Here is a 26,847-nt window from a genome sequence, read left to right as displayed (position 1 = left end):
GATCGATGGCGGCCGTGGTGCAGCGCATATGAGTTTCCGTTGTCTAAGGTTCCATCGTCGATCTTCACGCACTGTAGGCGGGCGCGACTGCCTCACCAAAGGAAGAAGCTGATGATATTGAAGGGTAAAGTTGTAGTGGTTTACGGGGCCGGAGGCGCGATCGGCGGTGCTGTCGCACGCGCCTTTGCCTGCGAGGGAGCCGAACTTTTTCTCACCGGTCGCAGTCGGGCGGCGGTCGAAGCCGTTGCCAAGGACATCATCGCTACGGGCGGAACTGCCGAGGTGGCCGAGGTCGATGCTCTCGAAGAGTGCGCCGTGGACCAACATTTGACGTCCGTGATCGACAAAGCCGGCCGGATCGATATTTCATTCAATGCCGTCGGCATCTCGGATAAGGAAATAGTCGGTGTCCCGTTGAGCAAGCTGGACGCCGAGCAGTTCGCGCTCCCGATCAGATCCTACACAATGTCGTATTTCCTAACCGCGCGGCTCGCAGCCCGACGGATGATTGTAAATCATTCTGGGGTGATAATGACAGTCACCTCATTACCCGCGAGGGTGGGCACACCTCTGAATGGAGGCTATGGTCCGGCCCACGCCGCAAAAGAGGCACTTACTCGAGATCTGTCTCTCGAGTTCGCACCTCACGGCATTCGTGTCGTAGGCTTACGACCACATGGTATGCCGGAGACAAGCACGATGAAAGAGATCTACGACGCGAAGGCGTCGGGCATGACGTGGGATCAGTTCCAAGGCTATCTGGCCAGCACGACCCACCGGCGGCGGGTAATGGTGCTTGAGGAGGTCGCAAACATGGCGGTCTTTATGGCGTCCGACAAGGCAAGCGGAATGACGGGAACCACCGTCAACCTGACGATGGGAGGCGTGGCTGACTAAATGTTCGCAACCGAGGTTCACTGAGGATCGCGGGTGAGAATACGAGCCACGAGGTGTTCGTGGCTCGGCACCTCCGAGGGGTTTTGGGCGATCGTTTACCGGAAGTCTGGTCAGCGTCTTGATCACTGCCTAGCGGATCGTAGCTTCTGAGCGTGCCGGACGGCGTTTAAGGTCGCCGACGAAGTGGCCGAGCGGCATGATCCATCGCAGTGATGTGGCTGCTGAGGGTCACGGAAGCATACACACCTACAACCCGCCAATTCCAATTTCCAACACTCCGCTAATCTGCGCCGCGATCTGCGCCAAATGTCCTGACGACAGACAGGTCGGCATAGTTAGTGGTACGTGCCGTTACCGTGGAATCTGGCGTCCAGCGCCAGCACCAGCTCAGCATCGTCGGCAACATAGGCGACATAGCGATAGTCGCGAATGAAGCTGATCCGGCCTTCATACCACAGCCACATAAAGTGGTTGGGCTTCGCGTCTGTCCGGTCTTCGAACACCGCGATCACCTCCCGGCCCTCGAGCCAGGCCGCCTTGAGCCACACGCCGTCGCTCTTGGCGTAGATGGTGAAGAACATGCCGACATCAGCGGCACCCGAGCGCGGCTGGTGCAAGGACTGATGAAGTTTCACATCGTCTGCAAGCATCGCGCGCAAGCCATTCCAGTCGCGCTGATTGAACAAGCTGACGTAGCGGACCACGGCAGCAGACGCGATCCGCGCATCGGGACACGGGGGCAGCCTGGGCATTGATCTCCCGGAGCCGGGCGCGGCCGCGCGCCAGACGCCCCTTCACGGCATCGATATCCAGCAGACTGGCGATCTCGGCTAATGGCTCGTCGAGCACATCCTTTGGATGATAACACTGCGTTGGAGGATCGGAAGTTCCGTAAAGCGTGACACCGCAGTTTGTACCGCTTCTTGGCGCATCAAAATCTCCACAAGGTCCGGATACGGGTCGTCGACAAGTTGAAGGGCCGCCTCAATGGGCTCTGCGACGCGGATGGCGCAGCTGCGCAGCAGGTCCAGTGCACGGTTGTGGGCGATCCGGAACAACCAAGGTCGCAGTTGCCGCACCTCGAACAACTCGCCCAGGCCAACGAAGGCTCGGGCAAACGTGTCCTGCACGACGTCCTCGCCGTCTATGACCGATCCCATGAGACGCGAGCACTAGCGGTGCAGTTCAGGCCGCAGCGCGACGGCAAGGGTGAGGAGCCCCTCCCTGCGGTCGCGGTCCATAGATCCTTCACCGTTCAAGGGGTCTCCCCTCTCCCTCTGGTTCGGTCATCACCACCTCCTCGACGCCAAGCGTCTCGCAAGCGATGAATGCGGGGCCAATGAGCGTGCGGCGGGTGATTGGAAGAGCTTCACATTGGTCTCCTCTGTCTGGCCGCGTGCGACTGCTCAAGCCGTCGCGCCTTCCATGACCGTGACGCCGGCATCGCCATTCAGGCCGAAGACGACGCCCTCGGCATATTGCGGGCCTTCCAGCACAGAGACGACCCTGTCGAACGGCCTTGGTGGCATCGGCGCGCCGAAGCGGACGACGAATTGTTCGGGGGTGATTCCCATGGAGCCTGCGTAGGCCTTGGCAGCTACGTCGCCTGTCCCGGTGCCCAAGGTCATCTGCCGCGGCACACGCCTGGAAGCGGATCGAGCATTGATCTTTACTCAAGAGCAGGATTGACGGTGCCTCAATCACCCGATGGCCTATAGCTGCCGTCATGGGCGCGGCGCAGCCTCAGATCCTCGAGCTCACCCTGCCGCAAGCCATCCAGGTACATCAAATCACCACGAGCTCTGAGCAGCGATGCCCCAGCCCTCGCCACAGTGAGATAGAGCCGGCGAAGCCAACTTGCGTGGAGAATGTACCGGCGTGGCTGGTAGAGCATCTGAAAATCCTCCCAGCTCAGCTGAACCGACCCATCCGCGGCGTTGCGCCGGCGCTCAGCGCCAGGATATTCCGGCGGACCTCACCAAGAATGCGATGAGCGGCGGCTTCGTCCGTAACGTCGGCGAAGATCGTGGCGGCCCCAAGCCTGGTGCTGACCGCCTCCAGCGCTTCGGCGCCGCGGGCGACGACTGTTACCCTTGCACCATGCGCGACAAGCGCCTCGACCAATCCGAGGCCGAATCCACGGCTCCCACCAGTGACGACGACATTCTTGTCCTTCAGGCTCACCAGCCCCCCTCCATTGCTTTACTTTGGCTATGACGTTTGGGATTCAGGAGAAGAGTCACTGTTTACTTTGGAAGCGCCTTCCATAGCTGGTCGGCCGCGACGGCAGCAGCGTTCATCCTTCAATTTCCTCAAGGAGGGTTTTGAGGTCGTCGAACCGGTCGCTCCAGAAAATGGCATAGTAATCCATGCAATTTGCGTGTGGGAGATAGCCCTTGTGCTGAGCGCCGTCATCGATGTTTCGGCCCTCAGGTCGATCAACAACGGACCGGGCGGGTCTTACGTCATCAGCTTGGACAAGTTTCAAGTGGTCAGCCATCCGTGCCGCTCCATTGCATCTCTTCAGCTACGACGTTTGAGGTTTGCAAAGAGAGTCACGCTCAGTTGCTGGAAGCTTCCTCTTATGCTTTTTGGAAGACCTCACCTGGCTTGTGCGTGATCCGTACCGCCGACAGCGGAACCGACGCCTTGCTGAAGCTCGGCATAGGGCGACGCTCAAGCCTGTCGGTTGTTCGCGAGCGTCGCCGCCAGCGCTTCCATATTGCCCGTGGAGGTGGCGCGATCCGGTATCACGAGTGCGGACCTATTAGAGACTATCACAAACAGACGCGATCCGACTTTTTTGACCTTGCGAATGGTCGACCATTTATAAACGACACGGGCCATCGGCGTATCGACCGCGACGCCCATGGGATCCTGCTCCAGATAAATTTCCCGGCTGTTTTTGCGGGAGCGCAGCAGCGGCGAACCCAAGATGAAAAACAAAAAAAACGCCCCAATACCTACCACGACGAGGTCTTGAGCCAGCGCTCCGAGGACGATCGCGATCAGACTTGTCACCGTCAGCAGCAAAATCCAGGCGCGTACCGCGATCGATCCTAGCGAGAAGGAAACGACCAAAGATGCTACAAACAGATCGCTTCGCGTCAGTTCGTAGGGACCTATTTTTTCGAAGGTCACGCCTCGTCCACCTGCGCCATCAATCGGTGCGCATGGGACCATGCCGGCCGTGGGCGTTCAAGCACCCACATTGATTTAGCCTGGACTGACAGGCACGAACTTTTTGGAGGCCTTCCAAAGTTGGCGATTGATGAAGTTGGGGGCGACGCGGCGCATGAACGCAAGCTGCTTGGATTGGCCTGGATGGATTTCGAGTGCACCCGCCTCAAGGGATGTGAACGAGCGCTTCACTAACTCGTCCGTACTAATCAGCGTGATGCCGTCGCCCTCGGAAAGGTCTGCCGTCATATCAGTCGTCACCGCTGGCGGCATGATCTCGATAATCTCCACGCCCGTGTCTTCGAGCTGGAACCGAAGCGACTGGGTGTAGGAGTGGATCGCCGCCTTGGTCGCACAGTAGATCGGCAAGCACGGCAGCGGCACAAAGGCGAGACCTGAGGAAATGTTGATCAGAGTTCCGCTGTTGGCTGTAAGGATGTCGATGAACGAGGAGGTCATGCGAAGCACGCCGCCCACATTGATATCCATCTCCACCATCAGTTCGGTCAGGTCGGACGCAGGGGTCTTGAGGTTCCTATAACGGCTGATGCCTGCATTGTTCACCAGCACATCGAGCTTGGGGAAATCCGCCTTCACGCGTGCAGCGAGGGTTGCGATCTGTACGGAGTCAGCAACATCGCTCTGGATCGTATGGAGCTTTGGATGTTTCGCTTTAACGTTGTCGAGCACAGCTTGGCGTCGGCCGGTCACGATAACGTCGTTGCCGAGCTCGACAAACCTGAGAGCAAAAGCGAGCCCGATGCCCGCGGAGCCACCTGTAATCAGGATGGTGCGATTGGTCAGTTTCATGGGAGTCCTTTGCTGTACTAAGCTTCGTGCCTTGCGGACCCGTCGCGCGACAATGAAGATGGAAGGCTACAGGCGACTTGATGGATCAGGTTTTCGGCGCATCTGTAGTCAAGACGTCCGAGGGTCCCGAAAAGAGTCGCGCGCGAGTCAAGAAATCGCCGACCCCGGATCCCGCCGCTGCAACGCAGTTAACCCCGCTCGTGCTTCACCCACGCTCATGCGCGACAATCGGTCTTTGGTCGCCGCCGATGAAACTCTGGGGTCACGTCACGCACTGAAAGCGTTCTAACGGGCATGCTTGACGAAGTTGGCGGCAACATCATCGCTCGTCATTGTCATCTTCTGGCTCTGATCAACGAGCCTTGCGCCTAGTTGACTTGCCCAATGCTACAGATCTCGAACAGAATTTTCAGCGACTCCTGTGCCGCGGGACTCTGCGCGAGATCCCCCATCAGTTGTCCTGCGACGGAGGCACACGATGTGAGTGTGACCCCGGCTTGGGTGAGACGGCGAAACGCGGCATCTTCCGTCCGGGAAGACAGGCCGCCACACGCATCGACAACCACCTGTACGTCATATCCGCGTTCGGCGCCTGATAGCGCGGAGTTCTGGACCGCCACTTCGGTGAGAACACCAGCGACGAGCAGTGTTTTGCGTCCGAGGCTCGCGATCTTGTCGGCCGTCGGAATGTGGGTGAACGCATTCGCGGTTGTGCGCCCGGGCGCCAAAAGACCCAAGTCACCCAGCGCGTTTTCAATTTCAGGCGTTATGCGCGTTGGCCCCTCCAACATCGCGGTGCTGACAATAGCGGGCACATTGTACAGACGCGCGAGCTTTGCCAATGATACGGCTGCGGCGCGCAGACTGGCTTGCTCCACTGTCCTTGACAGCTCGGCAACGCCCTCTTGAAAGTCGACTAAGAGGAAGGCGGTCTCGTTCGGATTGATTGGTAGCGCGGACATAAAAATCTCCTCTGGAACATTAAAGTTCACTGCCGACGGCTCTTTCCATACTCATCGTAGGTTTGGGTCTCGGTCAGATTGCCGCCGACTCGAGTTTCCAGGTGCGGTAGTTCACCTTGCCGGCATCGTCGATTTCCATTTCGAATACAGCAAGCACGCTATTCAGTTCCGCCAGCGCCCCGCCGGCGTTTTCGAACGTAAGCGCGCCTCGATAGGTGCGTGAGTGCTTGGATCTCTCGACATAGGTGCCGCCTGTGATTCCCCGATAGACTGCCGTGTCATTGGCGTCAGTCCGCAACGCGCCTTTCCACTCTCCGTGCAGCGTGCCGTCGGGTCGGATAAACGACCAGAGACTTCCAAGGTCGGTATAGTGAACGTCGTGAAATGACCCAGCAGTTTCGTACGTAGTCTCTACCTTCGCCGTTCCGCTTTCGACCGACAGAACGCGCCGGACTGTAAGTTTTCCTTGCTCGTCGGTTAGTAGAGCTCCAATCGTCAGCATTTATCCTGTCCTTTTTTACTGTTCAGCCTGCAGTGAAACAGTGCGGAACGACTTCGCCCGTGGCTCCATGCGACCGACCGACAGGCGAGACTGGCTCTCAGCTAAGACGATTGAGGCGGTGAAAAAGAGTCACGGATGACGCCCCGGGATCGCGGGCGACAGATCCTTCGCCCGCGGCCGCAGTCTGCGCCAGGCCATCGCCGCCGGTCAGAACTGGACGCCATCATCGCCCAGCGCGGCCGGTGGCCCGACACCATCGTCAGCGAGAACGGCACGGAATGTACCTCCAACGCCATCCTCGGCTGGGCCGATGACAGCGGCGGGCTGGCACTACATCGCGCCGGGCAAGCCCCACCAGATCCGGGCCCTCGGGAGCGAGGCTGAACGCCGGCTTGGGAAGAAGTTCGATCTGAAGACCTTCAACGAGATCGTCCTTGAGGAGAGTGTTGTCCCGCTGGCCGAACTGCGGCGCCACGTCATCGCCTGGTTGGACACGGGCGTGAGTAACCAGACGGCCCACAAATTCCGGACACGGCCAAGTCTCTCGGCGCAACGGTGATCAGCAGGTTCGGTTCGCCAGGCGGGCCGAAGTCGCCCGGAGGAACGGTTTCGATCATGTGATCGACCGGTCCGTGACTCCTTTTCGGAGGCTCGGTCGTCATAGCTCCATCTGGCCACTGGAGCATAATTGATGAGCATCAAGGACAAGTCCGTCGTCGTCACCGGCGCAAATCGCGGGATCGGGCACGCCCTGGTCGAGGAAGCTCTGAAGCGGGGAGCGGGGCGGGTCTATGCCGGCACGCGCCGGCACCTGGCTCACCACGACGAGCGCGTTGTGCCCCTGAACCTCGATGTGACCGATACCGCGCAGATCGATGCTGCCGTCCGGACCGTCGAAGCCGTCGACATGCTTATCAACAACGCCGGCGTGGCGATCTACGACGACCTGAGCGATCGCGCCCTGCTCGAACAGCACCTCTCCGTCAATCTTTTCGGCACCTACGCTGTTACTCAGGCCTTCCTGCCGTTGCTGATCCGTTCGAGGGGCGCGATCGTCAACATTCTCTCGGTGACAGGTCTCGCCGCCATGCCGATCATTCCCGCCTATTCGATCTCGAAGGCGGCGGCCTTCTCCCTGTCGCAGTCGCTGCGTGCGTTGCTCGCCGGTGAAGGCGTGCGCGTGCACGCCGTCCTCGCCGGCCCCGTCGACACCGATATGTCCCGCGACCTCGACATCCCCAAGGCTTCTCCGGAGGCGGTGGCGCAAGGCATCTTCGACGGCATCGAAAAGGGTGAAGAAGACATCTTCCCGGACGTCATGTCCGCGTCGATGGCCGAAAGCTGGCGAGGCGGGGCGGTCAAGGCCTTGGAATCGCAATTCGCGATGTTCGTGGGAGCGGAGCCCGTGCCCGTCTAATCGAAGGGGCAAATATGCCACCGGAGGAAGGCCTCCGCTCTCCAGAGAATCGAACGCAAGGAAACGAACCATGGAACACTCAACCGCGAACACCGGCAAAGGCGAGCCACGCACCGTCCACACGCCGCCCAAGGTTTCCCCGGAGGAATGGGAGACTGCGTGGAAGCAGATGCTCGTCAAGGAAAAGGCCGCGACGCGCGCTCGCGACGCTCTTGCCGCCGAGCGCAGACGGATGCCGTGGATGGCCGTCGACAAAAACTATGTGTTCGATGGCCCAAACGGAAAGGTGAGCCTGCTCGCCCTGTTCGAGGGGCGGCGGCAGCTGATCGTCTATCGCGCGTTCTTCGAGGCCGGAGTGTTCGGCTGGCCCGAGCACGCCTGCCGCGGCTGCTCGCTTGGCGCCGACCAGGTGTCGAACCTCGCTCACCTCAATGCGCGCGACACCACACTGGCCTATGTCTCGCGGGCGCCACAGGCCGACATTGCGCGCCTCAAGCGGAGCATGGGCTGGGAGCAGATCCCTTGGTACACGATCACCGATAGCTTCGATAAGGACTTCGGAGTCGACGAATGGCACGGCCACAATGTGTTCATCCGCGACGGGGAGCGGATCTTCCGCACCTATTTCATCAACAACCGCGGCGACGAGGCGATGGGCACCGTCTGGAGCTACCTCGACGTGACGCCGCTCGGGCGCCAGGAGACGTGGGAGGACTCGCCGCAGGGTTATCCGCAGACGCCCACTTACAAATGGTGGAACTGGCACGACAATTACGAGGCCGAGGCCGAGCCCGACAGGAAATGGGTCGAAGTGTCGGGCGCCGGAGAGGCGGCATTCCGGAACGCCGAGGCTGGTACAAAGGCATGAACCAGGTCTCTTCCGGCGCACGCTTCGGCGACCCCATGCGCCGGAACGCCGCCGCGGAGCGCGCAGCCGGATGGCTGAACTTCGCGGCGGCGCCAGTCTTCGCGCTCATGGCGCTGCTGACATGGCTTTCCCCCGATGCGAGCATGTCGATGATCTGCGGGCCTGGGCTCGAGCCGTCATGGCTCGCCGGAATGCTCCCGATGTACCTGCTGATGAGCGGCTTCCATTTGCCGCCCTGGCTGACGCTGATCGCGCAGAGGAGGCGAGCGCAAATAGACGGCTGAAGAGGCTGCGCGGTCAGGAGCCCACGACGAGATTTTGTCTTCGGATTTCCGAGCTCTACGCGATCGCGTTCCGCTACGGCAGCGAGGAGAATTTCCGCGACGCTTCGCTTTGACCGCAAGATGCGTCGTCTGGGACCTGAGCGGTGTCGCCAAATGCGCTTTAAATCGTCGAGCGCGAGGCTGTTCGCACCGGTCAGTCGGCCGCCCGACCATGTGGTCATTGGAACAGCAGAACATAGTCAATTTCGGCGAGGCCATCCGAGAGCGTAAAGCTTCAACCTCGCGTCCGCGACTTTTGCTGCCCTGTAGCGGTCTGCTTTGCGCTTTGCCGATCCAGCCGGGCGCTCCCCCATCGCGCCAACATGTCGACAACTGGTCTCAGGCTCTCGCCTTCCGCGGTGACGCGGTACTCCCCGCGCGGCGGAACCTCGGCGTACACTGTTCGCACCACGAGTCCGACTTCCTCAAGCTCGCGCAATTGCTTGGTGAGCAGCCGCTGCGTGATCCCCGGCAGGCGGCGGTGTAGCTGCGCGCCGCCTGACAGGACTGATGGTGATAGCGACGGCGTCTCGACCCGAGAGCCGGGATTGGTGTCTGTCGCTAGATGCGCACGCCGTCACAGATCACTCGAGGTCGATGCCCGGAGAACTGCGCGCTATCAAAGCGCCACCGATTACACATATCGCCGCGCTCAATGAGACGGACCGGCATTGGCCCGCGATCTCCGACATCATCGGGCCGGCGGAAAGATCGGCGTCATTACGAACCATGATAGCCTGGACGCGACGCCGTTGAGGGCGAAAAGTGTTTCGCTGTACTGGGAAGACGTGGTGACGCGGATGGCCTTCGGCGCTCCTGCCGATCTAATCGCACATCATCGAATTCTGGATGAGGTGACGTCGCTGGTCGACGCGGGTCTCATACGCTCGACCGCAACCAAGGAGTTGCGGCCCATCAACGCGGCAAGTCTGCGCGAAGGTCACTCGCTTGTCGAAAGCGGCCGCATGTTCGGCAAGGTCGTTATGGGAGAGTTTCTCTCATTGTTGGCAAAGCTGCGGCATCGCCGGGACGGCACCGCACTTGAAGGCCCGAGGAGACCCTCAATCATGCCGGTGCTCAAGCATATTGCCTGGCGGAGGCGCCAGCGGAGCCGCCTGTCTCGTTTTCACAGCTCAAGCACCGAACGATTGAGTTTGTCCCTGCCATCCAGTCGCACGCAAGAACCGCTCCCAGGTGAGGCTTTCCGGATTTATCTTCCGGCTCCATCCAAGATCGCGATCCTCGCGGTAATACCCATATTCGACGACATATTCAGCCATTCCTAACAGCTCTTGGACCAACAGCTCATTGCCGGCGAAAGCGGGAAAGTGGTGCAGCAGTTCTTCGCGCGTGAAAGCCGAACTGTATGCCGCTTTCTTGCCCGTAACGCGCGAGAATGTCTCGACGATATCTTCCGGCGATAAAATGTCTCCGATCACCGGCATAGACATTCCCGCATATTTGTCGGGATTAGAGAATATCTCTAGGACCGCCGGCCCAGTTGCACTCAACGGATCAACGAAGGGCGCGCGGAAGTCCCTAGGCAAATAGATAGGGAAAACCAGCTCATCACCCCTCATGCGCGGTGTGTAGTATTCAAGGAGATTCGTATAAAAGACGGCTAGAATAATGAATGAGCTGCGCACAGGGAGGCCACGGATATAATCCTCAACCCTGGATTTGTCCGTGAAATGGGGCGCAAATTTCGCGCCCTTCGTGATTTCATCGACATTTTCCAAGCTGCTGAAAATGAGGTGCCGCACCCCCGCCTCGACGGCAGCGTCTGCCATCTCGATCCCAAGCTCTGCTTCATGCGTCGCTGGAGGCGCGATAGGAGGCGTCATCAAAAACACGCCATGCGAACCAGCAAACGCCTCCACCATCGCCTTTCGATGGCCTAGCTCTAGCGGGACGTTCATCAGTTCCGCCCCCTCCGCAGCTAACCTCTGCGCGTCGGCCGAGCCAACCCGGCGGGTAAGGGCCCGCACTCGATATCGCTGGCTTTGCAACAGCGTGCGAGTGGCGCTGCGACCCTGCTTACTCAACGCGCCTACGATTGTGATAAGGGGCCTCTGATCCGACTGCATCGCGCTCTCCCGTCGATTGGATGAACCGCGAAGCTACGCATTGCGAGGCCTATCCGGTAGACAATGAGAATGGATATGATAATTCCGCTGAATGGATAAGTCGGCCATCACTCTGGAAAGGATGCGTAGCTTTGTTCGGGTTGCGGAGCGTGGCAGCTTTTCGGCGGTAGCTCGCGAACATGGCGTCGGCCAATCCACCATCACCCGCCACGTCACAGAGCTTGAAAGCGCGCTCGGCGCTACCCTTCTAAATCGGACGACGCGCCGCGTCACGCTCACGGCCGAGGGCGCGCGTTACCTGGATGATGCAGGCACCATCCTGCGCCTAGTGGATGAGACGGCCGATGATGTTCGCAGCGCCAGTGATCGCTTGAGCGGCAGCATTCGGGTTTCATGCACCGCCGCGTTGGGCGTGCGGCATGTCGCGAAGGCTCTCTTCGCCTTTCAGGACCAGCATCCCAACGTCAGCATCGATCTCGGCCTTTCCGACGTGCGGATCGATCTGGTCCGCGAGGCGGTGGACATCGCTATCAGGTTGGGTCCGCTCGCCGACAGCACTATGCAGCGCAAAGCCATCGGCAACTCACATCGGATCCTCGCCGCCTCGCGCGCATATTTGGAAGAGCACGGGCGCCCGCAAAAGCCGGACGATTTGCTGCGGCACCAGACGATCCGCATGAGCAATGTCGGTGGAAGCGAGACGCTTGCTCTGTATCGCTCGGGGGAAGAATTCTCGCCCATACCGTTCGACGGCCGGCTGTTGGTCGATAATGGCCTCGCTGCACGAGAAGCCCTGACGCAGGGGCGCGGCATCGCGTCGGCCCACGTGTGGCTAGTTGACGATCTCCTGGAATCAGGTGCGATAGAGCAAGTGCTACCGGGCTACGCACCGGAGCCTGTACCTCTTTCAATTCTCATCGTGCCTGGCCGCGCCCGGATCAAACGTGTCCGTTCGCTTATTGACACACTTAGCGCCGCCCTTGCGACACTGCCCGGCATCCGGTAGCGGCGGGCCTGCTTCCTGCGGTTGAGCCGGGGAAGACCAATGACCACAAATTGGCGGATAGCGGCCTGTCCGCTTCTTGCGATCGGAAGGGACAGGCCGCTATCCGCCTTAGCAGTCTATGTCCGAACTATGTCCGAACCGACCTCGCGATGGTGGTTTACACTCCGGCGACGCGAGAGGATGGCGAGCTGATCAAGTCGCTCATGCGAGATTCGTAGCGCCGTGACGATACAGGGAAAGGTATCCCTGTATCGAGATTATGCGAGGCACAGCTCGCGAAGCGCTCATGCAGCTTCGTGCCGACCCGGCCCGACATCGTATTCATGGCCGGCACGCCTGATCTGTCCGATTGCTGATTGCCATTCGCGACAGATATGGAGGGAACCGCTCGTCGCCGCACCCCCGGATCGGAACAGGCTAGCCGGCCAGCCCACCGTCACCTGCCCCGGCCTGGCGGGCGAGATGTTCCTGGCCCCGCCACGCTGGCACCGGGGCTGGGAGAGATTAGAACTCCCCTACTGGTCGCATTCGTCGGAAAGAAGGTGGTGCGGGTGGCCGGGGTCGAACCGGCACTCCTCTCGGAACTGGATTTTGAAGTGAATCGTGCGTTCCAGCGGGCTAAATTTTCCACGGCGGTGGCTCTTGAAACATGAGCCGACGGCTTAGTGGACGCTCCTAGACGACACCTGCCCCTCTGGGGCCACCCGTCCGATGTGCACGCTATAGCCCGATATTACCGCACTCGTTCACGCGGAGGCTTCAAAGCGGAAGATCTATCGCCTTCTATCTCCACAAGAGCATAGAAGTAGAGATACGGTATGAGCGCTACGCCGCATGTCGCCCGCAGGACAATTCGCCGGCAGCAGCTACGAGAGATCGTGCCGCTTGCCGACAGCACGATCTACGACATGGAGCAGCGAGGAGAATTCCCGCAGCGCTTCTATCTCACCTCGCGCTGCGTCGTCTGGGACTTGGCAGAGGTCGAAGCCTGGCTCGACGCTCGACGCCATGCCTCTCGGGCTAACACCGTTAAGCGCGCTCCCAGTCCCGATGTGAGATTGCGCCGTTCGCGGCCCGTCAAACACTAGGCTCAAGCTCAAGCAGCTCCGTCGTGGCCGGGAGTAGAGTCGGGACATACTTCCGCCCCAAAGCCCATGCGTCCACCAGATTGGACCACTCTTGCATCATATGCCGGCGTTGATGCTCGTACTCCGCCTTGTTGTAGACACCACGCGAGGATCGGCCGTCCTCGTGCGCCAGGCACTTCTCGATCCAGTCACTGTTGAAGCCGAGCTCATTCAGCAGGGTCGAGCCTGTGCGTCGAAGATCGTGAACAGTGAAGGGTTCGAGTGGTAACCCCTCCTTTTTCGCCCTGACAACGACCGCGGTCGTGATCCGGTTGAACGTCGCCCGCGACATCGGCGCGTCAGCGTCATATCGCGACGGAAGGACATAGCGCGAATTGCCTGCGCAGGTTTTTAACGCGATGAAAATGTCGACAGCCTGCTGTGACAGATAGACGTTGTGTGCCTTCGACCGCTTCATTCGCTCCTTGGGTATCGACCAGACGGCGTTCTCGAAATCGACTTCATCCCACGTCGCGTCTTGCAGCTCGCTTTTCCTGACCATCGTTAGGAGGAAGAGCTTCATTCCCAGCCGTATAGTCGGCAACGTCGGCACATGCTCGAGCTGACCGAGCATCACGCGGATCTCCGCAGGAGACAGCGAACGGTCTTTAGGAACGAACGTCGCAATAGACGCGGGCCCAACTTCGTCCGCCGGATTCGCGACCTTCTCGCCATGCAAGATCGCGAACGCGAAGATCAGCTTCACGATATCCCGCACATGGACGGCCGTGGCTGGAGCCCCGCGCTCTTTCACTTTCCCGCACATCATGCGGAGATCGTCAGACGTGATCTCTGTCAGAAGCCTGTTTCGGAACGTTGGCAAGATGTCGCGCTCGTAGATCGAGCGCCGCATGGCGCGCGTGCTGTCCGCCATACGCGACTCCTGGAACCACTTCTCGCCGAACTCGCCGAACCGCTTCGCCTCCTTCAGCCGCCGCTTGTCGTGCTGCTTCTCTTGAGCAGGCGACCGGCCCTCAGAAATTGCCCGCTTCGCATCGATCAGCTTCTCGCGAGCCCTGGCAAGCGAGAGGCCATCTGGGCCGTATCGTCCCAGCGTCAGCGTCTCGCGACGTCCGTTGAGGCGGTAGTCGTACCGGAACACGATGGCCCCCGACGGCTGCACCACGACGTACATACCGTCACGATCGCTCACCTTGTACAATTTCTTCTGTGATCTCAGCGCCTTAATCGCAGTATCAGTAAGCATGAGTGCCTCCAAAACCGTCTTAAAAACCGGGGAGAGGCGCCGATTATACCGTCAGGCAAAAACAGGCGATGCTGGAAGCATGATTCCCGTTGTGAATCAGCCTGTTAACACCAAAAATAATACCGTCATCAGCTCTCTCAGCCGTGACGGTATAGAGAAATTCCCTATCGAACAAGTTGGCCCATACCGTCTGCTATACCGTCAAATTGGAGCACTGCCCCTCAATAGACGGCGATAGATGGCACCACAATTATCTTGGAATTTCAATGTGTTATGGCGTACCAAAACGTACAAACGGATACCGCCGGAGGGGTAAAAATCATTCCCATTCGATCGTCCCAGGTGGCTTTGAGGTATAATCGTAGGTGACGCGGTTGATGCCTCTGACTTCGTTGATGATCCGGGTCGCGACGCGCGACAGGAATTCGCCGGTGAAGTGATAGGCGTCGGCCGTCATGCCGTCGACCGAGGTCACCGCACGCAACGCCAGCACGTTGTCATAGGTGCGGCCGTCGCCCATCACGCCGACCGAGCGCACCGGGAGCAGCACCGCGAACGCCTGCCAGATCGCATCGTAGAGGCCGGCGTTGCGGATTTCCTCGAGGTAGATCGCATCGGCCTTGCGCAGGATGTCGCAGCGTTCCTTGCTTACTTCACCGGGGATGCGGATGGCGAGGCCGGGTCCGGGGAACGGATGGCGGCCGACGAAAATCTCGGGCAAACCGAGTTCGCGGCCGAGCGCGCGCACCTCGTCCTTGAACAATTCGCGTAGCGGCTCGACCAGCTTCATGTTCATGCGCTCGGGCAGACCGCCGACATTGTGATGGCTCTTGATCGTCACCGAGGGGCCGCCGGTGAACGATACGCTTTCGATCACGTCGGGATAGAGCGTGCCTTGCGCGAGGAAATCCGCGCCGCCGACCTTTTTCGCTTCGTCCTCGAACACGTCGATGAACGTCTTGCCGATGAACTTGCGCTTCGCCTCGGGATCGGTGACGCCCGCCAGCCCGCTCAGGAACAACGTCTCGGCGTTCACATGGACGAGCGGGATATTGTAGTGGCCGCGGAACAGGCTGACGACCTGATCGGCCTCGCCCGAGCGCATCAGGCCGTGGTCGACGAACACGCAGGTCAGCTGGTGACCGATCGCTTCATGGATCAGCACCGCGGCGACCGCGCTGTCGACCCCGCCCGACAGGCCACAGATCACCCGCTTGTCGCCGACTTGGGCGCGGATCTCGGCGATCTTGGCGGCGCGGAATTCGGCCATCGTCCAGTCGCCGCTCAGCCCACAGACATGGCGCGCGAAATTGGCGATCAGCTTCGCGCCATCGGGCGTGTGGACGACCTCCGGGTGAAACTGCATCGCGTAATAACGACGTTTGTCGTCGGCGATCACGGCGAACGGCGCGCCGGCGCTGGCCGCAACCGGGCGGAAGCCGGGAGCGAGCGCAGTGACCTTGTCGCCATGGCTCATCCACACCTGGTGCGTCTCGCCTTCGGTCCAAAGGCCGTCGAACAGCTCGCAGCCGTCGTCGATCTCGATAAAGGCGCGACCGAATTCGCCGCTGTCGCCCAGCTCCACGGTGCCGCCCAGCTGGTGCATCATCACCTGCTGGCCGTAACAGATGCCCATGATCGGCAATCCGCTGTCGAGGATCGACTGCGGCACGCGCGGGCTATCGTCGTCCAATACGCTGGCCGGGCTGCCCGACAGGATGATCCCGCGTGGCTTCATCCGCGTGAAGGCGTCCGCTGCCGACTGGAAGGGTGCGATTTCGGAGTAGACCCCCGCCTCTCGCACGCGGCGCGCGATGAGCTGCGTCACCTGACTGCCGAAATCTACGATGAGGATCGAGTCGCTGTGCTGGTTCATGGCGCCCGATAGCGGCTGATCCCCCGGAATGCCAGTTCACCGGCGCGAATTGGCCGCTTTCGGTCCGATGCGACGAGCCGCGAAATTTTTGTTTCACAAAAGCTACGTAAATGTGTCATGATTCTGTAACATCGCGATCAAGCGGTGGTTTTGGAAGGATGCAGATATGATCAAGACGGTAATTCTCTCGTTGCTTGTCGCGTCGCCGCTGGCGGCGGTTCCGGCAGCGGCGGCCTCGAATGACGGCCAGACCACGGCGCTCGTCACGGCGCGAGACGCTGATGTCCGTTCGGCCGAAGCGCTTACCCGCGTCGCGCCCAAGGATGGCGGCGCCTATATCGAGCTCGCCCAGGCCTATTTGCGCGCGGACCGCACTGCGGATGCCGCTGCAGCCTATCGCCATGCGCTCGTGCTCGACAACGAGATGATGGAAACCAAGACCGGCGATTCGATCTGGTCGCGCAATGTCGCGCGCGCCGCGCTGGTACGTTTCCCCCAGATGTCCTCGCGCTGATTTAGAGGGGGCGCACCCGGCCTCCACTGGAGGCCGGGTAGCGACTTTTTTCGCGACATGGCCCGTCGCCGGTTCGACGATGCGGCGGGCCGCCGCTCAGTTGAAAGTCAGGCCCTCAAACTTGCCCGACCGCGTCCAGTCGTCGAGATATCGGAAATAAGCGAAAGCGCCGAGCGGATAACCGACCGCGAGCGCCGCTGCCGGCCCCGGATCCTTGCCTTCGTTATTGTAATAACCGGGCGTGCAGTCGGGCGCGTTGCGCAATGTCTGTCCCGGTCCGGTCAGCAACAGATCGACCCAGGCGTCCTGCGCCTCCTGCGTCACTTCGACCTCTTTGGCGCCGATCTCTTCCGCGTGACGAACGACGGCGGCGATCGCGCGCGCGGACTCGGTCAGATTGTGCGGAACGTTGGAGATCAGGTTCGCGCCCTGGGTCGGCGTCACCACGAACATATTGGGGTAATCATGAACATGGATGCCATGTTTCGAGCGCATGCCCTGCGCCCAGCTGTCGGTCAGTTTCACCCCATCGCGTCCGACCACGTCGAAGCCGAGCAAGCTCTGTAAATTGGTGCCGACGTGGAAGCCGGAGGCATAGATGATGCAATCGACCTCATAATGCTTGCCGGCGACGACGAAGCCGGTCCCATCGATCCGTTCGACTCCCTGCCCGTCCGTATCGATCAGGTGCGTGCCGGGCGTGTTGAACGCCTGAAGATAGGCGTCGTGGAAGCAGGGGCGCTTGCAGAGCTGGCGGTACCAGGCTTTCAGCTTCGCTGAGGTTTCCTTGTCCTCGACAATCGCGTCGACGCGACCGCGGATTTCCTCCATCTTCTCGAAGTCGGAATCCTCCCATACCGACATGATGTCGGCCAGGCTGCGCTTGTCGGGCGGCAGGGTCGCCACGCGCGCCTTGATCCGGCGCGACAAATCGGTCCAGCCGTCCTGGACCCAATCCTCCTCGATCATATTGCCCGGCGTCTGGTTGGCGGTGAAATTCTCCAGCCAGCGGCGTTGCCACCCCGGCGTGGCGATGCTCGCGAACCAGTCGGGGTCGATCGGCACGTTGTCGCGGACGTCGACCGAGGACGGCGTGCGCTGGATGACGTAGAGCTCCTTGCATGCCCGCGCGAGATGCGGGACCGCCTGGACCGAGGTCGCGCCGGTGCCGATGATCGCGACGCGCTTGTCGGCGAGGCCGGTCATCGGTGCGCCCTTGGCGTCGCCGCCGGTATAGTCATAATCCCACCGGCTGGTGTGGAACGACTTGCCCTTGAAGCTGGTGAGGCTGGGAATGCCGGGCAGCTTGGCGACATGGAGCGGGCCGGTGCCGATGCCGACATATTTGGCGGTGAAGCGATCGTCGCGGTCCGTGGTGATAACCCAAAGCGACCGCTCGGCGTCCCAGGCGACCTCGCGGATCTGGGTGTGGAACAGCGCCTTGTCGTAGAGATGATATTGACGCCCGATCCGCTGGCATTGCTCGAGAATTTCCGGGCCGTGCGCGTATTTCTCGGTCGGCATGTGCCCGGTTTCTTCGAGCAGCGGGATGTAGATCATCGACGCCGTGTCGCATTGCGCACCCGGATAGCGGTTCCAATACCAGGTGCCGCCGAAGTCTCCGCCCTTTTCGATGATGCGGAAGTCGCTGATCCCCGCCTCCGCGAGCCGCGCGCCCGTGACCAGGCCAGCGAACCCGCCGCCAACAAAGGCGAAGGTGACGTGATCGGTGACCGGGTCGCGCTCGGTGAACGGCGTGTGCGGATCGGCGGCATAATGCGCCAGATTGCCCTCGAGATTGAGATATTGGGCGTTGCCGTCGTCGCGCAGGCGCTTGTCGCGCTCGGCGATATATTTGGCGAGCAGCGCCTTCTTGTCGATCGGCTTCTTGAGCGGGGTCTGGTCGTTCATGACCATAATCTATCTTTGAAAAACGGTCCGGCGCAAGAAGGAAACGCCGGACCGTGCATTCGTTTCAGTTGATCGGCTTCACCTCCAGGCCGGTCCATTTGGCGATGAACGCCCAGTCAATCGCGGCCTCGTCGATGATCTTGTCGGTTGGCTTGCCCGAGCCGTGCCCAGCGCGGGTTTCGATCCTGACCAGACGCGGCTTCGGCCCCAGATCCATCGACTGGAGCATCGCGGTGTATTTGAACGTATGCCCCGGCACGACGCGGTCATCGGTATCGGCCGTTGCCGCCAGGACCGCCGGATAGGGCTTGCCCGCGCGGATATTGTGATACGGCGAATAGGCGTAGAGCGTTTTGAAATCGGCCTGCTTCGACGGATAGCCGTAATCGTCGACCCAATAGCGCCCGGCGGTGAAGCGGTCGAAGCGCAGCATGTCCATCACCCCGACCTGGGGCAAAGCGGCGGCGAACAGATCGGGCCGCTGGTTGACCACCGCGCCGATCAGCAGGCCGCCATTCGAGCCACCCTGGATCGCGAGTTGGTCCTTGCCGGTATAGCCCTTGGCCTTGAGATATTCGCCTGCGGCGATGAAATCGTCGAACACATTCTGCTTGTTGGCCAGCCGCCCGGCATCGTGCCACGCCTTACCGTATTCGCCGCCGCCGCGGATATTGGCGACCGCGAGCACCCCGCCCTGTTCGAGCCAGGCCACGCGCGTGGCCGAGAAAGCGGGCGTCATCGAGATATTGAACCCGCCATAAGCGTAAAGCAAAGTCGGCGCCGGGCCGGTCACGCCTTTCTTGCGGACGATGAACATCGGCACCGTGGTCTTGTCCTTGGACGGATAGAAGACCTGGCTGACCTCATAGCCAGTGGGATCGAACGCCACCTTGGGCTGCGCCCAGACGCTCGCCTTGCCGGTTGCGACGTCATAGCGGTAGATCGTCGTCGGTGTGGTGTAGCTGGTGAAGGTGAAGAAGGTCTCGGGATTGTCGGCTTCGCCGCCGAAGCCGCCGGCAGCGCCGATGCCGGGCAGCGCGACCTTTCCGTCGGGCTTGCCGTCGAGCGTGAAGCGGCGGACCTCGCTCTTCACGTCGACCATATATTCGCCGATCAGCCTGCCGCCGATCAGGCTGGCCGTGTCGAGCACGGCCTTGTCCTGCGGGATGACCTCGACCTCGGGGGGGGTGGCCGAACGCGCGTAAAGGTTGGTCATCACTACCTTGTTGCGCGGCGCATCCTTGTTGGTCAGCCAGTAGAAATTGCCGCCCTGATTGCCGATCAGGCCCCACATATTGGCCATGCCGGTGAACAATTTGCGCGGCATCGGGTTGGGCGCGGTCAGGTCGATGACCGTCACGTCATTGCGATTGTCGGTGCCCTCGGTCGTGTAGATGACCAGCCATTTGCCGTCGTCGGTGACGCTGGCGCCATGGCCCCATTTCGGGTGCTCGGGTGTCGCATAAACCAAGGCATCGGCCGATTGCGGCGTGCCGAGCTTATGGAAATAGACCGCCTGATTCTCGTTGGTCGACTGGAACTTCTTGCCTTCGGGTGGCGCTGGAAAGCGCGAATAATAAAAGCCCGATCCGTCCTTGGCCCAGGACAGGCCGGAGAATTTGACCCATTCGACATCGTCATCGAGCACCTTGCCGGTGTCGACGTCGAGCACCTTGACCGTGCGCCAGTCGGTGCCGCCGTCCTGGATCGCATAGACCAGCTTCTTGCCGTCCTCGCTCGGGGCCCATTCGCCGAGCGCGGTGGCGCCGTCCTTCGACCAGCCATTGGGGTCCATCAGCACCCTTCCCTGCCCATCGACGCCATCACGGACGAACAGCACCGCCTGGTTCTGCAGACCGCTATTGTGCAGGTAGAAATAGCGCCCGCCCTTGCGCTCGGGCTGGCCGAACCGCTCATAGTCGATCAGCTTCTTGAGCCGATCCTTGAACACGTCGCGGCCAGGAAGCGTCGCCAGATAGGCGTCGGTGACCTTGTTCTCGGCCTCAACCCAGGCCGCGACCTTGGGGTCGACGCGGACGTCGTTCTCGAGCCAGCGATAGGGGTCGGCGACCTTGACGCCGAATTGTTCGTCGACGGTGTCGCCGCGCTCGGTCGCGGGATAGGTGATGGCGGTCATGTCGGTTTTTTGGGAACTCGTCTGGGCAAGAGCAGGTGCGGCAAGCGCGATCAGGGTCAGCGGCAAGATATGGCGCATTCAGGGCTCCGCAAGCTAGCGTGGGGCATCCTGTGTATCAGGCGGCACACCGCGTTCAATGGCTGGAAATGGCGCCGTTTCGGACCCATAACGGCTTGAATGCGTTTTGCCGTCCGTAACCAGGAGAAGAAAAAATGATCCGCTCCCTCCCGATCGCCGCGATCATGTTGTCGTCGATCGCGCTCCCCGCAATGGCGCAAAGTGTGCCCGAGCAGCGCCGCTGGGAAGCCGCCCAGCGCCGCTATGACAACGAAACCGCAATCTACGATCGCGCGCGTGCCGATTACGAAGCGGCGCAGCGGCGCGACCGCCGTTACGGCTATAATAATGGCGGCTATAACGACCCGCGCTACAATGGTCCCAATGACGGCCAATATTCGACCGATTATGACGCCTCGCGTTATTATCGTGACGACCCGCGCTATCAGGAGCGCACGCTGAGCTCGAACGACCAGGTCTATCGCGGATCCGACGGCCGTTATTATTGCAAGCGCTCCGACGGCACGACCGGCCTGATCATCGGCGGCGCTGCCGGCGGCATCGTCGGCAACGTCATCGATGGTGGCCGCAACCGCGTTGCGGGTACGCTGATCGGCGGCGCGCTGGGCGCGCTTCTAGGCAAGAAAGTCGACCAGTCGAACAGCGAGTATAAGTGCCGCTGAGCCGCACGCGGGTTAGCGCAGGCTAACCTGCGAGACGGCGAAAGCGCGGCCGGCGGGCCGGTTAGCCCGGCCCGACCGATGGCGCGGAATTTACTTCCGCGCCCCGCCGGAATCAGAAAGGCCACGCTCTCCTCGGCGAGCGTGGCCTTTTTTTAATCCGGTAAGAATCCTGATCCCGCCATACCCCGCCTCCAACACTATTGACAAAACAGGTCGACCGGTCTGTTTTGTCGGCGCCAAACGAGGGGAGTCGGAAAATGCCAGACAATGACGATCGGCCCGACGAGCGACGCGACGGAGCCGGCGACTTCGACTTCCTGCACGGCGCCTGGCGTGTACATCACCGCCAGCGTCGCGAACGCCTCGCCGGGTGCGACGAATGGATCGAGTTCGGCGGAACGATGGAAGCCGATCCGATCCTGGGCGGCCTGGGGAATTTCGACCGCAACGTGATCGACTTGCCCGGCGAGCGCTATGAGGCCTCCACTTTACGGCTGTTCCATCCCGACACCGGGCAATGGTCGCTGCACTGGATCGACGGGCGCGATCCCAAGATCGATCCGCCGCTTTACGGCGCGTTCAAGGATGGCGTCGGCACCTTCTTCGGCGACGACAGTTTCCGCGGCCGTCCGGTCCGACTGCGCTTCCTCTGGGAGCGGCCGACGCCGACCACGGCGCGCTGGACCCAAGCCTTTTCGGCTGATGGCGGCGCTACCTGGGAAATCAATTGGATCATGGAGTTCAGCCGGACATGAAACGCGTTCCTTTTCTGTCGCTCGCCGCTGCCGGCATTGCGGCGCTCGCCTCCCCTGCCCCCGGCATCGCAGCCGACGATGCGGCGCCGCATCCGGTCATCGAACTGCGCCAGTACAAGATCGTGCCGGGCAAGCGCGACGCGATGATCGCACTGTTCGAGCGCGAGTTCGTCGAAAGTCAGGAAAAGCTGGGCATGCGGCTGGTCGGCCAGTTCCGCGACCGCGACGATCCCAGCCGGTTCACCTGGATCCGCGCTTTCCCCTCGATGGAGGCACGCGGCAAGGCACTCAACGATTTCTATTTCGGACCGGTCTGGCAGGCGCATCGCGGCGAGGCCAACCCGTTGCTCAACGACAATGACGACGTCCTGCTGCTACGGCCCGCCTGGCCGGGATCGGGGTTCGGTCCGCCGAACGGGCAACGATCACCTCCCGGCGCGCCCGGCAAACCGGCTGGGCTGGTCGTCGTGACGATCGAATATCTGTGGAAGCAGCCCACCGAGGGATACGCGGCCTATTTCCGCGACACGTTGGCGCCCGCCTATCGCGCGGCCGGCCTGCCGGTGCTTGCCGTCTATAGTCCCGAGACCGAGCCCAACAATTTCCCGCGGCTCTATGTGCGGCAAAGCGAGCGGCTGCTGGTGTGGTTCACGCGGGTCGCCAACCCCGCCGCCTATCAGGCAGCACAGCGCAAGTTGCGCGCGACGGCGGTTTGGCGCGGGTCGCTTCAGCCAGCATTGGCCAATTATCGCGAGCGGACGCCGCAGGTCCTGATGCTATCGCCGACGCCGCGATCGCTGCTGAGATGAGCGGACTTTGCTTACGGCGCCACACATGCCAGAGCGATTACTCGTTAAAATGAACGCTTCGCCATGTCGCCAGGACGTCTTGATGTGACTCGGCCGCATCGAAATAGCCTGCGATCAATAGCCGCTCTCCATCAGGCTCGGTAACGTGACCATAAAACGACGGTTGCCTGCCGTCATTGGCCTCCAAGAGCCGGTATGAATAGAAAATGAGCCCGCCAGCTTCCTCTTCGATTTCATCGTAGGCGGCAGGCGATTGGATCGATCGAACGTGATCGATCGCGGCCAGGGCGTTGTCATGCATGTCAGCGCCAAAGAGGCTGAGCCAAAACGTAACCTTGCGCGGACTGTGCCAGAAAACAAGCGACGCATCTTCGACACGCCTCGCCATTGGAAACGGCAGGGTTAGTGACCAGTTGGCCGTCAATTGCTGCCGGCCATCTACCAGCGGAGGGGGCGTACTCATGTCGGTCGCTTATATCTGCGCTGCCCGCACAAAAAAGGCCCCGCTTTCGCAGGGCCTTTTTTCGCAGTCGGCCAATGCCCGATCAGGCGGCGACGTCGAAATCCTCGTCGGTCATCACCGGGCCCGAATCCTGACCCTTGGCCGAGACGTCACGATCGACGAATTCGATGATCGCCATCGGCGAGGCGTCCGACGCGCGGATGCCGGCCTTGATGACGCGGGTATAGCCGCCGGCGCGCGAGGCGTAGCGCGGGCCGATTACGTCGAACAGCTTCACGAGCTGCGCGTCGTCGAGCAGGCGGGCGTGCGCCAGACGACGATTGGACAGGCCGCCCTTCTTCGCCAGCGTCACGAGCTTCTCGACATAGGGACGAAGTTCCTTCGCCTTGGCGACGGTGGTGGTGATCTGCTCGTGCTTGATGAGCGCGGCCGCCATGTTGCGGAACAGGGCGAGACGATGCGCGGAGGTACGCTGAAGCTTACGACCGCCAACCTTATGACGCATTGCTTATATTCCTTGTTCGTCCGGAAGCCGTGTCAGGCACTTCCGGCCAGGCGGTGAAAACGGGCCACCACCCAAAAACCCGATGCTTTCGCGAAGCGTGGGCAAAACCCGATCCGCACGCAAAAGTCAAGCCGCACCCGCATGAGCGCGGCTTGAACTTTTCGGGGATGCGGCGGGATTGGTTCCCGACCGCATCCGATTCCTTACTTCGCCTGCGGAACCGGAACTGCCGCCGCGAGCTGGTCGGGGCGCAGTGCGCCCTCGCCCGGGCCCATGTCGTCCGCATCGACCATCTTGAGCTTCTTGGTTTTCAGGAAGTCGTCGCGGGTCGAGGGACGGATGTCGGGACGGCCAACCATGATGCCCATCTTGATCTTGCAAGAAGCATATTGCGTCTCACCATCCTCGACGTTGAGTGCCAGCGTGTCCTTGGCTTCGCTCTTGACCGTGTACTCGTGACGACCCGGCGTCGCGGTCATGATAAAATAACGTCCAGCGCCCAGCGAACTGATCTTCTGACCGCTCTCATTCACCGAGCAACCGATTGCGAAGCCGGTGCCGCCTGGACGGAAGAATACGATTTGCCCCTTGCCCGACGGCGGGGTCGGAATCACGATCGACTCGGTCGGCACGGCCTCGGCCTTCGCCTTGTCCTTATCCTTCGCGACGGCCGGCGTGGCGAGCATCGCCAGCGCGAGCGCAGTCAGGGTAACGATACGCGACGTCATTGTTATTTCCCCTTCTCTTGTGAAGCTTGTTGCAAAGCGGATGGCGCGCCTGCCGACGCAGGGACAACCGCGGGCGCGGCGGCTGTGGCGGGCGTCGGAACGATCGCAGGGCCCGCCTGCGGCCCGGTCGTCGCTTCCAGAATGCTGACCGATCCCGGCGCGATGCTGAAGGCTTCGGCGGTCTTGGCGTCGGCGATCGTCCCTGCCGGAATCAGCGACTGCTTGCCCTTCATGAACATGGCTGCAATGCCGGATATCGCGATTCCGACCGTGTTCGCGCTGTCGATGCGCGATTTTCCGTTCCCGTTCACCACAAGGCTGCGCAGCCGCAGCCGCTTATCGCCGATATCGAGATAGCGCGCCGCGAGGACGAGCTCGCCGCCCGCGCCGCCACCGCCACTGCCCTTGGCAAAAATAACCTCTCCCATCCCCGTCACGCCCGCGGGCACGATGGTCTTGCCGTCGATCATGATCGGATAGGCGAGCTTGATCGGAAACATCTGGCCGGTCTTGCTCAGCTTGCTTCCCATTTCCGCCAGCAGTTCGATCCGGATGGGCGTGAGCGCGGGGATGGTAACACAATCGGCACAGACTGGCGCGACAGCAACGTCAGCCGGTGCGAGCGGTGCCGCCTCGATCGCGTGCGATTGGACTGGCGGTAACACTGCCGGCGCGGGTGCGGTCTGCGCCACGGCGCACAGCGGAACGAGACTGCACGCGAGCGCAGCGTTACGCACAATTCGCTGATGCACTGAAATAACCCCCCGGATTCCCCGCTCGCAACCTATGATGTTACTTTATGACGAGCAAATGAATTCCGTCGGTTACGGGCAAAACGGGTAAAAAGAGAGGGGCTCCGCGTCGCCGCGAAGCCCCCTCATTTTCGTTCCGAAATCGAAAGGATAGGCCGCTGCTGCGGCTTAGCCCATGATCTCTTGCTCGAGCTTCTTGGCCATCTCTTCGATGTTCTCGGGCGGCCAGCCCGGGATTTCCATCCCGAGGCGGAGACCCATGCTCGACAGCACTTCCTTGATCTCGTTGAGCGACTTGCGGCCGAAATTCGGCGTGCGCAGCATCTCGGCTTCGGTCTTGCCGACCAGATCGCCGATATAGATGATGTTGTCGTTCTTGAGGCAGTTGGCCGACCGCACCGACAGTTCGAGCTCGTCGACCTTCTTGAGGAGGTAACGGTTGATCTGCTGGGTATCGCCCGACACGCCGGTATCCGACGGTGCCGCGGCGACGCCGATCGGCGCCGAGCGGGTGATCGCCGAATCGTCGAAGTGGACGAACAGCGCCAGCTGGTCCTGCAGAATGCGCGCGGCGTAAGCGAGCGCGTCCTCCGGGGTCACCGTGCCGTCGGTTTCGACCGTCAGCGTCAGCTTGTCGTAGTCGAGTTCCTGCCCGACGCGGGTGTTCTCGACCTTGTACGACACCTGGCGAACCGGCGAGTAGAGCGCGTCGACCGGGATCAGACCGATCGGCGCATCGGCCGGACGGTTGGCAACCGCGGCGACATAGCCCTTACCGACATCGGCGGTCAGCTCCATGTTGAGTGTCGCGCCCTCGTCGAGGTGACAGATCACCAGGTCGGGGTTCATCACTTCGATGTCACCCGACACGGCGATGTCGCCGGCCTTGACCTCGGCCGGACCGGTGGCCGCGAGCTGGAGACGACGCGGGCCTTCACCCTGCATCTTCAGCGCGATCTGCTTCACGTTGAGCACGATGTCGGTCACGTCCTCACGGACGCCGGCAAGCGAGCTGAACTCGTGCAGCACATTCTCGATCTTGATCGAAGTGACCGCCGCGCCCTGAAGGCTCGACAGCAACACGCGACGCAGCGCGTTGCCAAGGGTCAGACCAAAACCGCGCTCGAGCGGCTCGGCAACGAAGGTCGCCTTGCTCTTCCCATCGCCGCCCTTCTTTTCGAGCGCGTTGGGCTTCTTCAATTCCTGCCAGTTCTTTGCATTGACAGACACGGGGGCTTCCCTCTGTTGGGCCGGGGGTGGGGGTAACCCCT

The 26,847-nt window shown here is 61.3% G+C and carries 30 protein-coding genes and 1 pseudogene; 11 read left to right on the top strand and 20 right to left on the bottom strand.

Annotated features, from left to right (window positions below):
* The first annotated feature begins 111 nt into the window (after nt 1-111).
* Nucleotides 112-897 carry an SDR family NAD(P)-dependent oxidoreductase gene (locus AC1DRD_RS15200; RefSeq protein ID WP_478041983.1) on the top strand — a complete coding sequence of 262 codons (786 nt, stop codon included), beginning with the start codon at nt 112-114 and terminating at the stop codon, nt 895-897.
* 335 nt (nt 898-1,232) lie between these two features.
* Here AC1DRD_RS15200 and AC1DRD_RS15195 read toward each other — a convergent pair whose 3' ends face one another.
* The 9 genes from AC1DRD_RS15195 to AC1DRD_RS15155 form a co-directional block, all read right to left on the bottom strand.
* Nucleotides 1,233-1,649 carry a nuclear transport factor 2-like protein gene (locus AC1DRD_RS15195; protein WP_478041982.1) on the bottom strand — a complete coding sequence of 139 codons (417 nt, stop codon included), beginning with the start codon at nt 1,647-1,649 and terminating at the stop codon, nt 1,233-1,235.
* A 78-nt stretch (nt 1,650-1,727) separates the two neighbouring features.
* The gene (locus tag AC1DRD_RS15190) at nt 1,728-2,057 is read right to left on the bottom strand and encodes an RNA polymerase sigma factor (protein WP_478041981.1); all 330 of its coding nucleotides are present in this window, start codon (nt 2,055-2,057) and stop codon (nt 1,728-1,730) included.
* A gap of 246 nt (nt 2,058-2,303) precedes the next feature.
* Nucleotides 2,304-2,471 (bottom strand): hypothetical protein, encoded by a 168-nt coding sequence (locus AC1DRD_RS15185; protein WP_478041980.1) that lies wholly within the window; start codon nt 2,469-2,471, stop codon nt 2,304-2,306.
* Between the two features lie 337 nt (nt 2,472-2,808).
* Nucleotides 2,809-3,081 carry an SDR family NAD(P)-dependent oxidoreductase gene (locus tag AC1DRD_RS15180; protein ID WP_478041979.1) on the bottom strand — a complete coding sequence of 91 codons (273 nt, stop codon included), beginning with the start codon at nt 3,079-3,081 and terminating at the stop codon, nt 2,809-2,811.
* A 112-nt stretch (nt 3,082-3,193) separates the two neighbouring features.
* Nucleotides 3,194-3,397 (bottom strand): hypothetical protein, encoded by a 204-nt coding sequence (locus tag AC1DRD_RS15175; RefSeq protein ID WP_478041978.1) that lies wholly within the window; start codon nt 3,395-3,397, stop codon nt 3,194-3,196.
* A gap of 176 nt (nt 3,398-3,573) precedes the next feature.
* Nucleotides 3,574-4,038 (bottom strand): YcxB family protein, encoded by a 465-nt coding sequence (locus tag AC1DRD_RS15170; RefSeq protein ID WP_478041977.1) that lies wholly within the window; start codon nt 4,036-4,038, stop codon nt 3,574-3,576.
* A 75-nt stretch (nt 4,039-4,113) separates the two neighbouring features.
* Entirely contained in the window at nt 4,114-4,887 is a 774-nt protein-coding gene (locus tag AC1DRD_RS15165; RefSeq protein WP_478041976.1) for an SDR family oxidoreductase, read from the bottom strand.
* A 368-nt stretch (nt 4,888-5,255) separates the two neighbouring features.
* A complete protein-coding gene (locus tag AC1DRD_RS15160) occupies nt 5,256-5,879 on the bottom strand; it encodes an isochorismatase family protein (protein ID WP_478041975.1) in 624 nt (207 codons plus the stop codon).
* A gap of 43 nt (nt 5,880-5,922) precedes the next feature.
* Entirely contained in the window at nt 5,923-6,351 is a 429-nt protein-coding gene (locus tag AC1DRD_RS15155; RefSeq protein ID WP_478041974.1) for a hypothetical protein, read from the bottom strand.
* Between the two features lie 183 nt (nt 6,352-6,534).
* Here AC1DRD_RS15155 and AC1DRD_RS15150 point away from each other — a divergent pair.
* From AC1DRD_RS15150 to AC1DRD_RS15135, 4 genes and pseudogenes are all read left to right on the top strand, one after another.
* A pseudogene (locus AC1DRD_RS15150) lies at nt 6,535-6,709 on the top strand (IS3 family transposase); the annotation flags it as partial.
* A gap of 333 nt (nt 6,710-7,042) precedes the next feature.
* On the top strand, nt 7,043-7,768 hold the full coding sequence (locus AC1DRD_RS15145; RefSeq protein ID WP_478041973.1) for an SDR family NAD(P)-dependent oxidoreductase: 726 nt from the start codon (nt 7,043-7,045) through the stop codon (nt 7,766-7,768).
* Nucleotides 7,769-7,838: 70 nt separating this feature from the next.
* Nucleotides 7,839-8,636: a DUF899 domain-containing protein gene (locus AC1DRD_RS15140; protein ID WP_478041972.1), complete on the top strand. Its 798-nt coding sequence runs from the start codon at nt 7,839-7,841 to the stop codon at nt 8,634-8,636.
* Nucleotides 8,633-8,920 (top strand): hypothetical protein, encoded by a 288-nt coding sequence (locus AC1DRD_RS15135; RefSeq protein WP_478041971.1) that lies wholly within the window; start codon nt 8,633-8,635, stop codon nt 8,918-8,920. The genes AC1DRD_RS15140 and AC1DRD_RS15135 overlap by 4 nt, the downstream gene beginning before the upstream one ends.
* Nucleotides 8,921-9,194: 274 nt before the next feature.
* On the opposite strand, the gene AC1DRD_RS15130 is transcribed toward AC1DRD_RS15135, so the two are convergent.
* Both AC1DRD_RS15130 and AC1DRD_RS15125 read right to left on the bottom strand, forming a co-directional pair.
* Nucleotides 9,195-9,464 carry a winged helix-turn-helix transcriptional regulator gene (locus AC1DRD_RS15130; protein ID WP_478042220.1) on the bottom strand — a complete coding sequence of 90 codons (270 nt, stop codon included), beginning with the start codon at nt 9,462-9,464 and terminating at the stop codon, nt 9,195-9,197.
* Between the two features lie 628 nt (nt 9,465-10,092).
* Nucleotides 10,093-11,046, bottom strand: coding sequence for an NmrA/HSCARG family protein (locus AC1DRD_RS15125; protein WP_478041970.1), 954 nt, complete (start codon nt 11,044-11,046; stop codon nt 10,093-10,095).
* Between the two features lie 91 nt (nt 11,047-11,137).
* On the opposite strand from AC1DRD_RS15125, the gene AC1DRD_RS15120 reads away from it, so the two are divergent.
* Entirely contained in the window at nt 11,138-12,052 is a 915-nt protein-coding gene (locus AC1DRD_RS15120; protein ID WP_478041969.1) for a LysR family transcriptional regulator, read from the top strand.
* A gap of 818 nt (nt 12,053-12,870) precedes the next feature.
* Nucleotides 12,871-13,140, top strand: a complete 270-nt coding sequence (locus AC1DRD_RS15115) for a helix-turn-helix transcriptional regulator (RefSeq protein WP_478041968.1) — start codon at nt 12,871-12,873, stop codon at nt 13,138-13,140.
* Here the strand turns inward: AC1DRD_RS15115 and AC1DRD_RS15110 are convergent.
* Complete coding sequence (locus AC1DRD_RS15110; protein ID WP_478041967.1) at nt 13,130-14,386, bottom strand: tyrosine-type recombinase/integrase; 1,257 nt, start codon at nt 14,384-14,386, stop codon at nt 13,130-13,132. The two genes, AC1DRD_RS15115 and AC1DRD_RS15110, sit on opposite strands and share 11 nt — an antisense overlap.
* Nucleotides 14,387-14,705: 319 nt before the next feature.
* A complete protein-coding gene (gene guaA, locus AC1DRD_RS15105) occupies nt 14,706-16,262 on the bottom strand; it encodes a glutamine-hydrolyzing GMP synthase (RefSeq protein WP_478041966.1) in 1,557 nt (518 codons plus the stop codon).
* A 166-nt stretch (nt 16,263-16,428) separates the two neighbouring features.
* Here guaA and AC1DRD_RS15100 point away from each other — a divergent pair, with 166 nt between their 5' ends.
* Nucleotides 16,429-16,776, top strand: a complete 348-nt coding sequence (locus tag AC1DRD_RS15100) for a hypothetical protein (RefSeq protein ID WP_478041965.1) — start codon at nt 16,429-16,431, stop codon at nt 16,774-16,776.
* 96 nt (nt 16,777-16,872) lie between these two features.
* Here AC1DRD_RS15100 and AC1DRD_RS15095 read toward each other — a convergent pair whose 3' ends face one another.
* Together AC1DRD_RS15095 and AC1DRD_RS15090 are read right to left on the bottom strand one after the other, a co-directional pair.
* Nucleotides 16,873-18,687, bottom strand: coding sequence for a flavin-containing monooxygenase (locus tag AC1DRD_RS15095; RefSeq protein ID WP_478041964.1), 1,815 nt, complete (start codon nt 18,685-18,687; stop codon nt 16,873-16,875).
* A 64-nt stretch (nt 18,688-18,751) separates the two neighbouring features.
* A complete protein-coding gene (locus tag AC1DRD_RS15090) occupies nt 18,752-20,902 on the bottom strand; it encodes a prolyl oligopeptidase family serine peptidase (RefSeq protein ID WP_478041963.1) in 2,151 nt (716 codons plus the stop codon).
* Nucleotides 20,903-21,036: 134 nt separating this feature from the next.
* On the opposite strand from AC1DRD_RS15090, the gene AC1DRD_RS15085 reads away from it, so the two are divergent.
* The 3 genes from AC1DRD_RS15085 to AC1DRD_RS15075 all read left to right on the top strand — a co-directional run bounded on the left by AC1DRD_RS15085 (nt 21,037) and on the right by AC1DRD_RS15075 (nt 23,128).
* Nucleotides 21,037-21,564 (top strand): glycine zipper 2TM domain-containing protein, encoded by a 528-nt coding sequence (locus AC1DRD_RS15085; RefSeq protein WP_478028748.1) that lies wholly within the window; start codon nt 21,037-21,039, stop codon nt 21,562-21,564.
* Nucleotides 21,565-21,821: 257 nt separating this feature from the next.
* A complete protein-coding gene (locus AC1DRD_RS15080; protein WP_478041962.1) occupies nt 21,822-22,319 on the top strand; it encodes a DUF1579 domain-containing protein in 498 nt (165 codons plus the stop codon).
* Nucleotides 22,316-23,128 (top strand): NIPSNAP family protein, encoded by an 813-nt coding sequence (locus tag AC1DRD_RS15075; protein ID WP_478041961.1) that lies wholly within the window; start codon nt 22,316-22,318, stop codon nt 23,126-23,128. Before AC1DRD_RS15080 ends, AC1DRD_RS15075 begins: the two co-directional genes overlap by 4 nt.
* A gap of 37 nt (nt 23,129-23,165) precedes the next feature.
* Here AC1DRD_RS15075 and AC1DRD_RS15070 read toward each other — a convergent pair whose 3' ends face one another.
* The 5 genes from AC1DRD_RS15070 to AC1DRD_RS15050 form a co-directional block, all read right to left on the bottom strand.
* Nucleotides 23,166-23,591, bottom strand: coding sequence for a hypothetical protein (locus AC1DRD_RS15070; RefSeq protein WP_478041960.1), 426 nt, complete (start codon nt 23,589-23,591; stop codon nt 23,166-23,168).
* Between the two features lie 82 nt (nt 23,592-23,673).
* Nucleotides 23,674-24,096, bottom strand: coding sequence for a 50S ribosomal protein L17 (gene rplQ / locus AC1DRD_RS15065; RefSeq protein WP_478028745.1), 423 nt, complete (start codon nt 24,094-24,096; stop codon nt 23,674-23,676).
* Nucleotides 24,097-24,299: 203 nt separating this feature from the next.
* Nucleotides 24,300-24,824 carry a hypothetical protein gene (locus AC1DRD_RS15060; RefSeq protein ID WP_478028744.1) on the bottom strand — a complete coding sequence of 175 codons (525 nt, stop codon included), beginning with the start codon at nt 24,822-24,824 and terminating at the stop codon, nt 24,300-24,302.
* Nucleotides 24,825-24,826: 2 nt separating this feature from the next.
* A complete protein-coding gene (locus tag AC1DRD_RS15055) occupies nt 24,827-25,561 on the bottom strand; it encodes a hypothetical protein (protein WP_478041959.1) in 735 nt (244 codons plus the stop codon).
* A gap of 183 nt (nt 25,562-25,744) precedes the next feature.
* Nucleotides 25,745-26,806: a DNA-directed RNA polymerase subunit alpha gene (locus tag AC1DRD_RS15050; protein ID WP_066583937.1), complete on the bottom strand. Its 1,062-nt coding sequence runs from the start codon at nt 26,804-26,806 to the stop codon at nt 25,745-25,747.
* Nucleotides 26,807-26,847: the final 41 nt, after the last annotated feature.

This window comes from Sphingomonas sp. P4_G2, from assembly GCF_056401155.1.
Note: the sequence above shows the minus strand (reverse complement) of the source record. Positions and strands in the feature narration are given on the sequence as shown.

What these genes read in the sequence shown, in the direction of transcription:
- AC1DRD_RS15070 (WP_478041960.1), bottom strand. Translation starts at nt 23,591, where the DNA reads ATGAGTACGCCCCCTCCGCTGGTAGATGGCCGGCAGCAATTGACGGCC.
- AC1DRD_RS15075 (WP_478041961.1), top strand. Translation starts at nt 22,316, where the DNA reads ATGAAACGCGTTCCTTTTCTGTCGCTCGCCGCTGCCGGCATTGCGGCG.
- AC1DRD_RS15115 (WP_478041968.1), top strand. Translation starts at nt 12,871, where the DNA reads ATGAGCGCTACGCCGCATGTCGCCCGCAGGACAATTCGCCGGCAGCAG.
- rplQ (WP_478028745.1), bottom strand. Translation starts at nt 24,096, where the DNA reads ATGCGTCATAAGGTTGGCGGTCGTAAGCTTCAGCGTACCTCCGCGCAT.
- AC1DRD_RS15095 (WP_478041964.1), bottom strand. Translation starts at nt 18,687, where the DNA reads ATGAACGACCAGACCCCGCTCAAGAAGCCGATCGACAAGAAGGCGCTG.
- guaA (WP_478041966.1), bottom strand. Translation starts at nt 16,262, where the DNA reads ATGAACCAGCACAGCGACTCGATCCTCATCGTAGATTTCGGCAGTCAG.
- AC1DRD_RS15060 (WP_478028744.1), bottom strand. Translation starts at nt 24,824, where the DNA reads ATGACGTCGCGTATCGTTACCCTGACTGCGCTCGCGCTGGCGATGCTC.
- AC1DRD_RS15080 (WP_478041962.1), top strand. Translation starts at nt 21,822, where the DNA reads ATGCCAGACAATGACGATCGGCCCGACGAGCGACGCGACGGAGCCGGC.
- AC1DRD_RS15200 (WP_478041983.1), top strand. Translation starts at nt 112, where the DNA reads ATGATATTGAAGGGTAAAGTTGTAGTGGTTTACGGGGCCGGAGGCGCG.
- AC1DRD_RS15125 (WP_478041970.1), bottom strand. Translation starts at nt 11,046, where the DNA reads ATGCAGTCGGATCAGAGGCCCCTTATCACAATCGTAGGCGCGTTGAGT.
- AC1DRD_RS15185 (WP_478041980.1), bottom strand. Translation starts at nt 2,471, where the DNA reads ATGGGAATCACCCCCGAACAATTCGTCGTCCGCTTCGGCGCGCCGATG.
- AC1DRD_RS15155 (WP_478041974.1), bottom strand. Translation starts at nt 6,351, where the DNA reads ATGCTGACGATTGGAGCTCTACTAACCGACGAGCAAGGAAAACTTACA.
- AC1DRD_RS15120 (WP_478041969.1), top strand. Translation starts at nt 11,138, where the DNA reads ATGGATAAGTCGGCCATCACTCTGGAAAGGATGCGTAGCTTTGTTCGG.
- AC1DRD_RS15100 (WP_478041965.1), top strand. Translation starts at nt 16,429, where the DNA reads ATGATCAAGACGGTAATTCTCTCGTTGCTTGTCGCGTCGCCGCTGGCG.
- AC1DRD_RS15175 (WP_478041978.1), bottom strand. Translation starts at nt 3,397, where the DNA reads ATGGCTGACCACTTGAAACTTGTCCAAGCTGATGACGTAAGACCCGCC.
- AC1DRD_RS15165 (WP_478041976.1), bottom strand. Translation starts at nt 4,887, where the DNA reads ATGAAACTGACCAATCGCACCATCCTGATTACAGGTGGCTCCGCGGGC.
- AC1DRD_RS15135 (WP_478041971.1), top strand. Translation starts at nt 8,633, where the DNA reads ATGAACCAGGTCTCTTCCGGCGCACGCTTCGGCGACCCCATGCGCCGG.
- AC1DRD_RS15090 (WP_478041963.1), bottom strand. Translation starts at nt 20,902, where the DNA reads ATGCGCCATATCTTGCCGCTGACCCTGATCGCGCTTGCCGCACCTGCT.
- AC1DRD_RS15145 (WP_478041973.1), top strand. Translation starts at nt 7,043, where the DNA reads ATGAGCATCAAGGACAAGTCCGTCGTCGTCACCGGCGCAAATCGCGGG.
- AC1DRD_RS15140 (WP_478041972.1), top strand. Translation starts at nt 7,839, where the DNA reads ATGGAACACTCAACCGCGAACACCGGCAAAGGCGAGCCACGCACCGTC.
- AC1DRD_RS15085 (WP_478028748.1), top strand. Translation starts at nt 21,037, where the DNA reads ATGATCCGCTCCCTCCCGATCGCCGCGATCATGTTGTCGTCGATCGCG.
- AC1DRD_RS15110 (WP_478041967.1), bottom strand. Translation starts at nt 14,386, where the DNA reads ATGCTTACTGATACTGCGATTAAGGCGCTGAGATCACAGAAGAAATTG.
- AC1DRD_RS15190 (WP_478041981.1), bottom strand. Translation starts at nt 2,057, where the DNA reads ATGGGATCGGTCATAGACGGCGAGGACGTCGTGCAGGACACGTTTGCC.
- AC1DRD_RS15195 (WP_478041982.1), bottom strand. Translation starts at nt 1,649, where the DNA reads ATGCCCAGGCTGCCCCCGTGTCCCGATGCGCGGATCGCGTCTGCTGCC.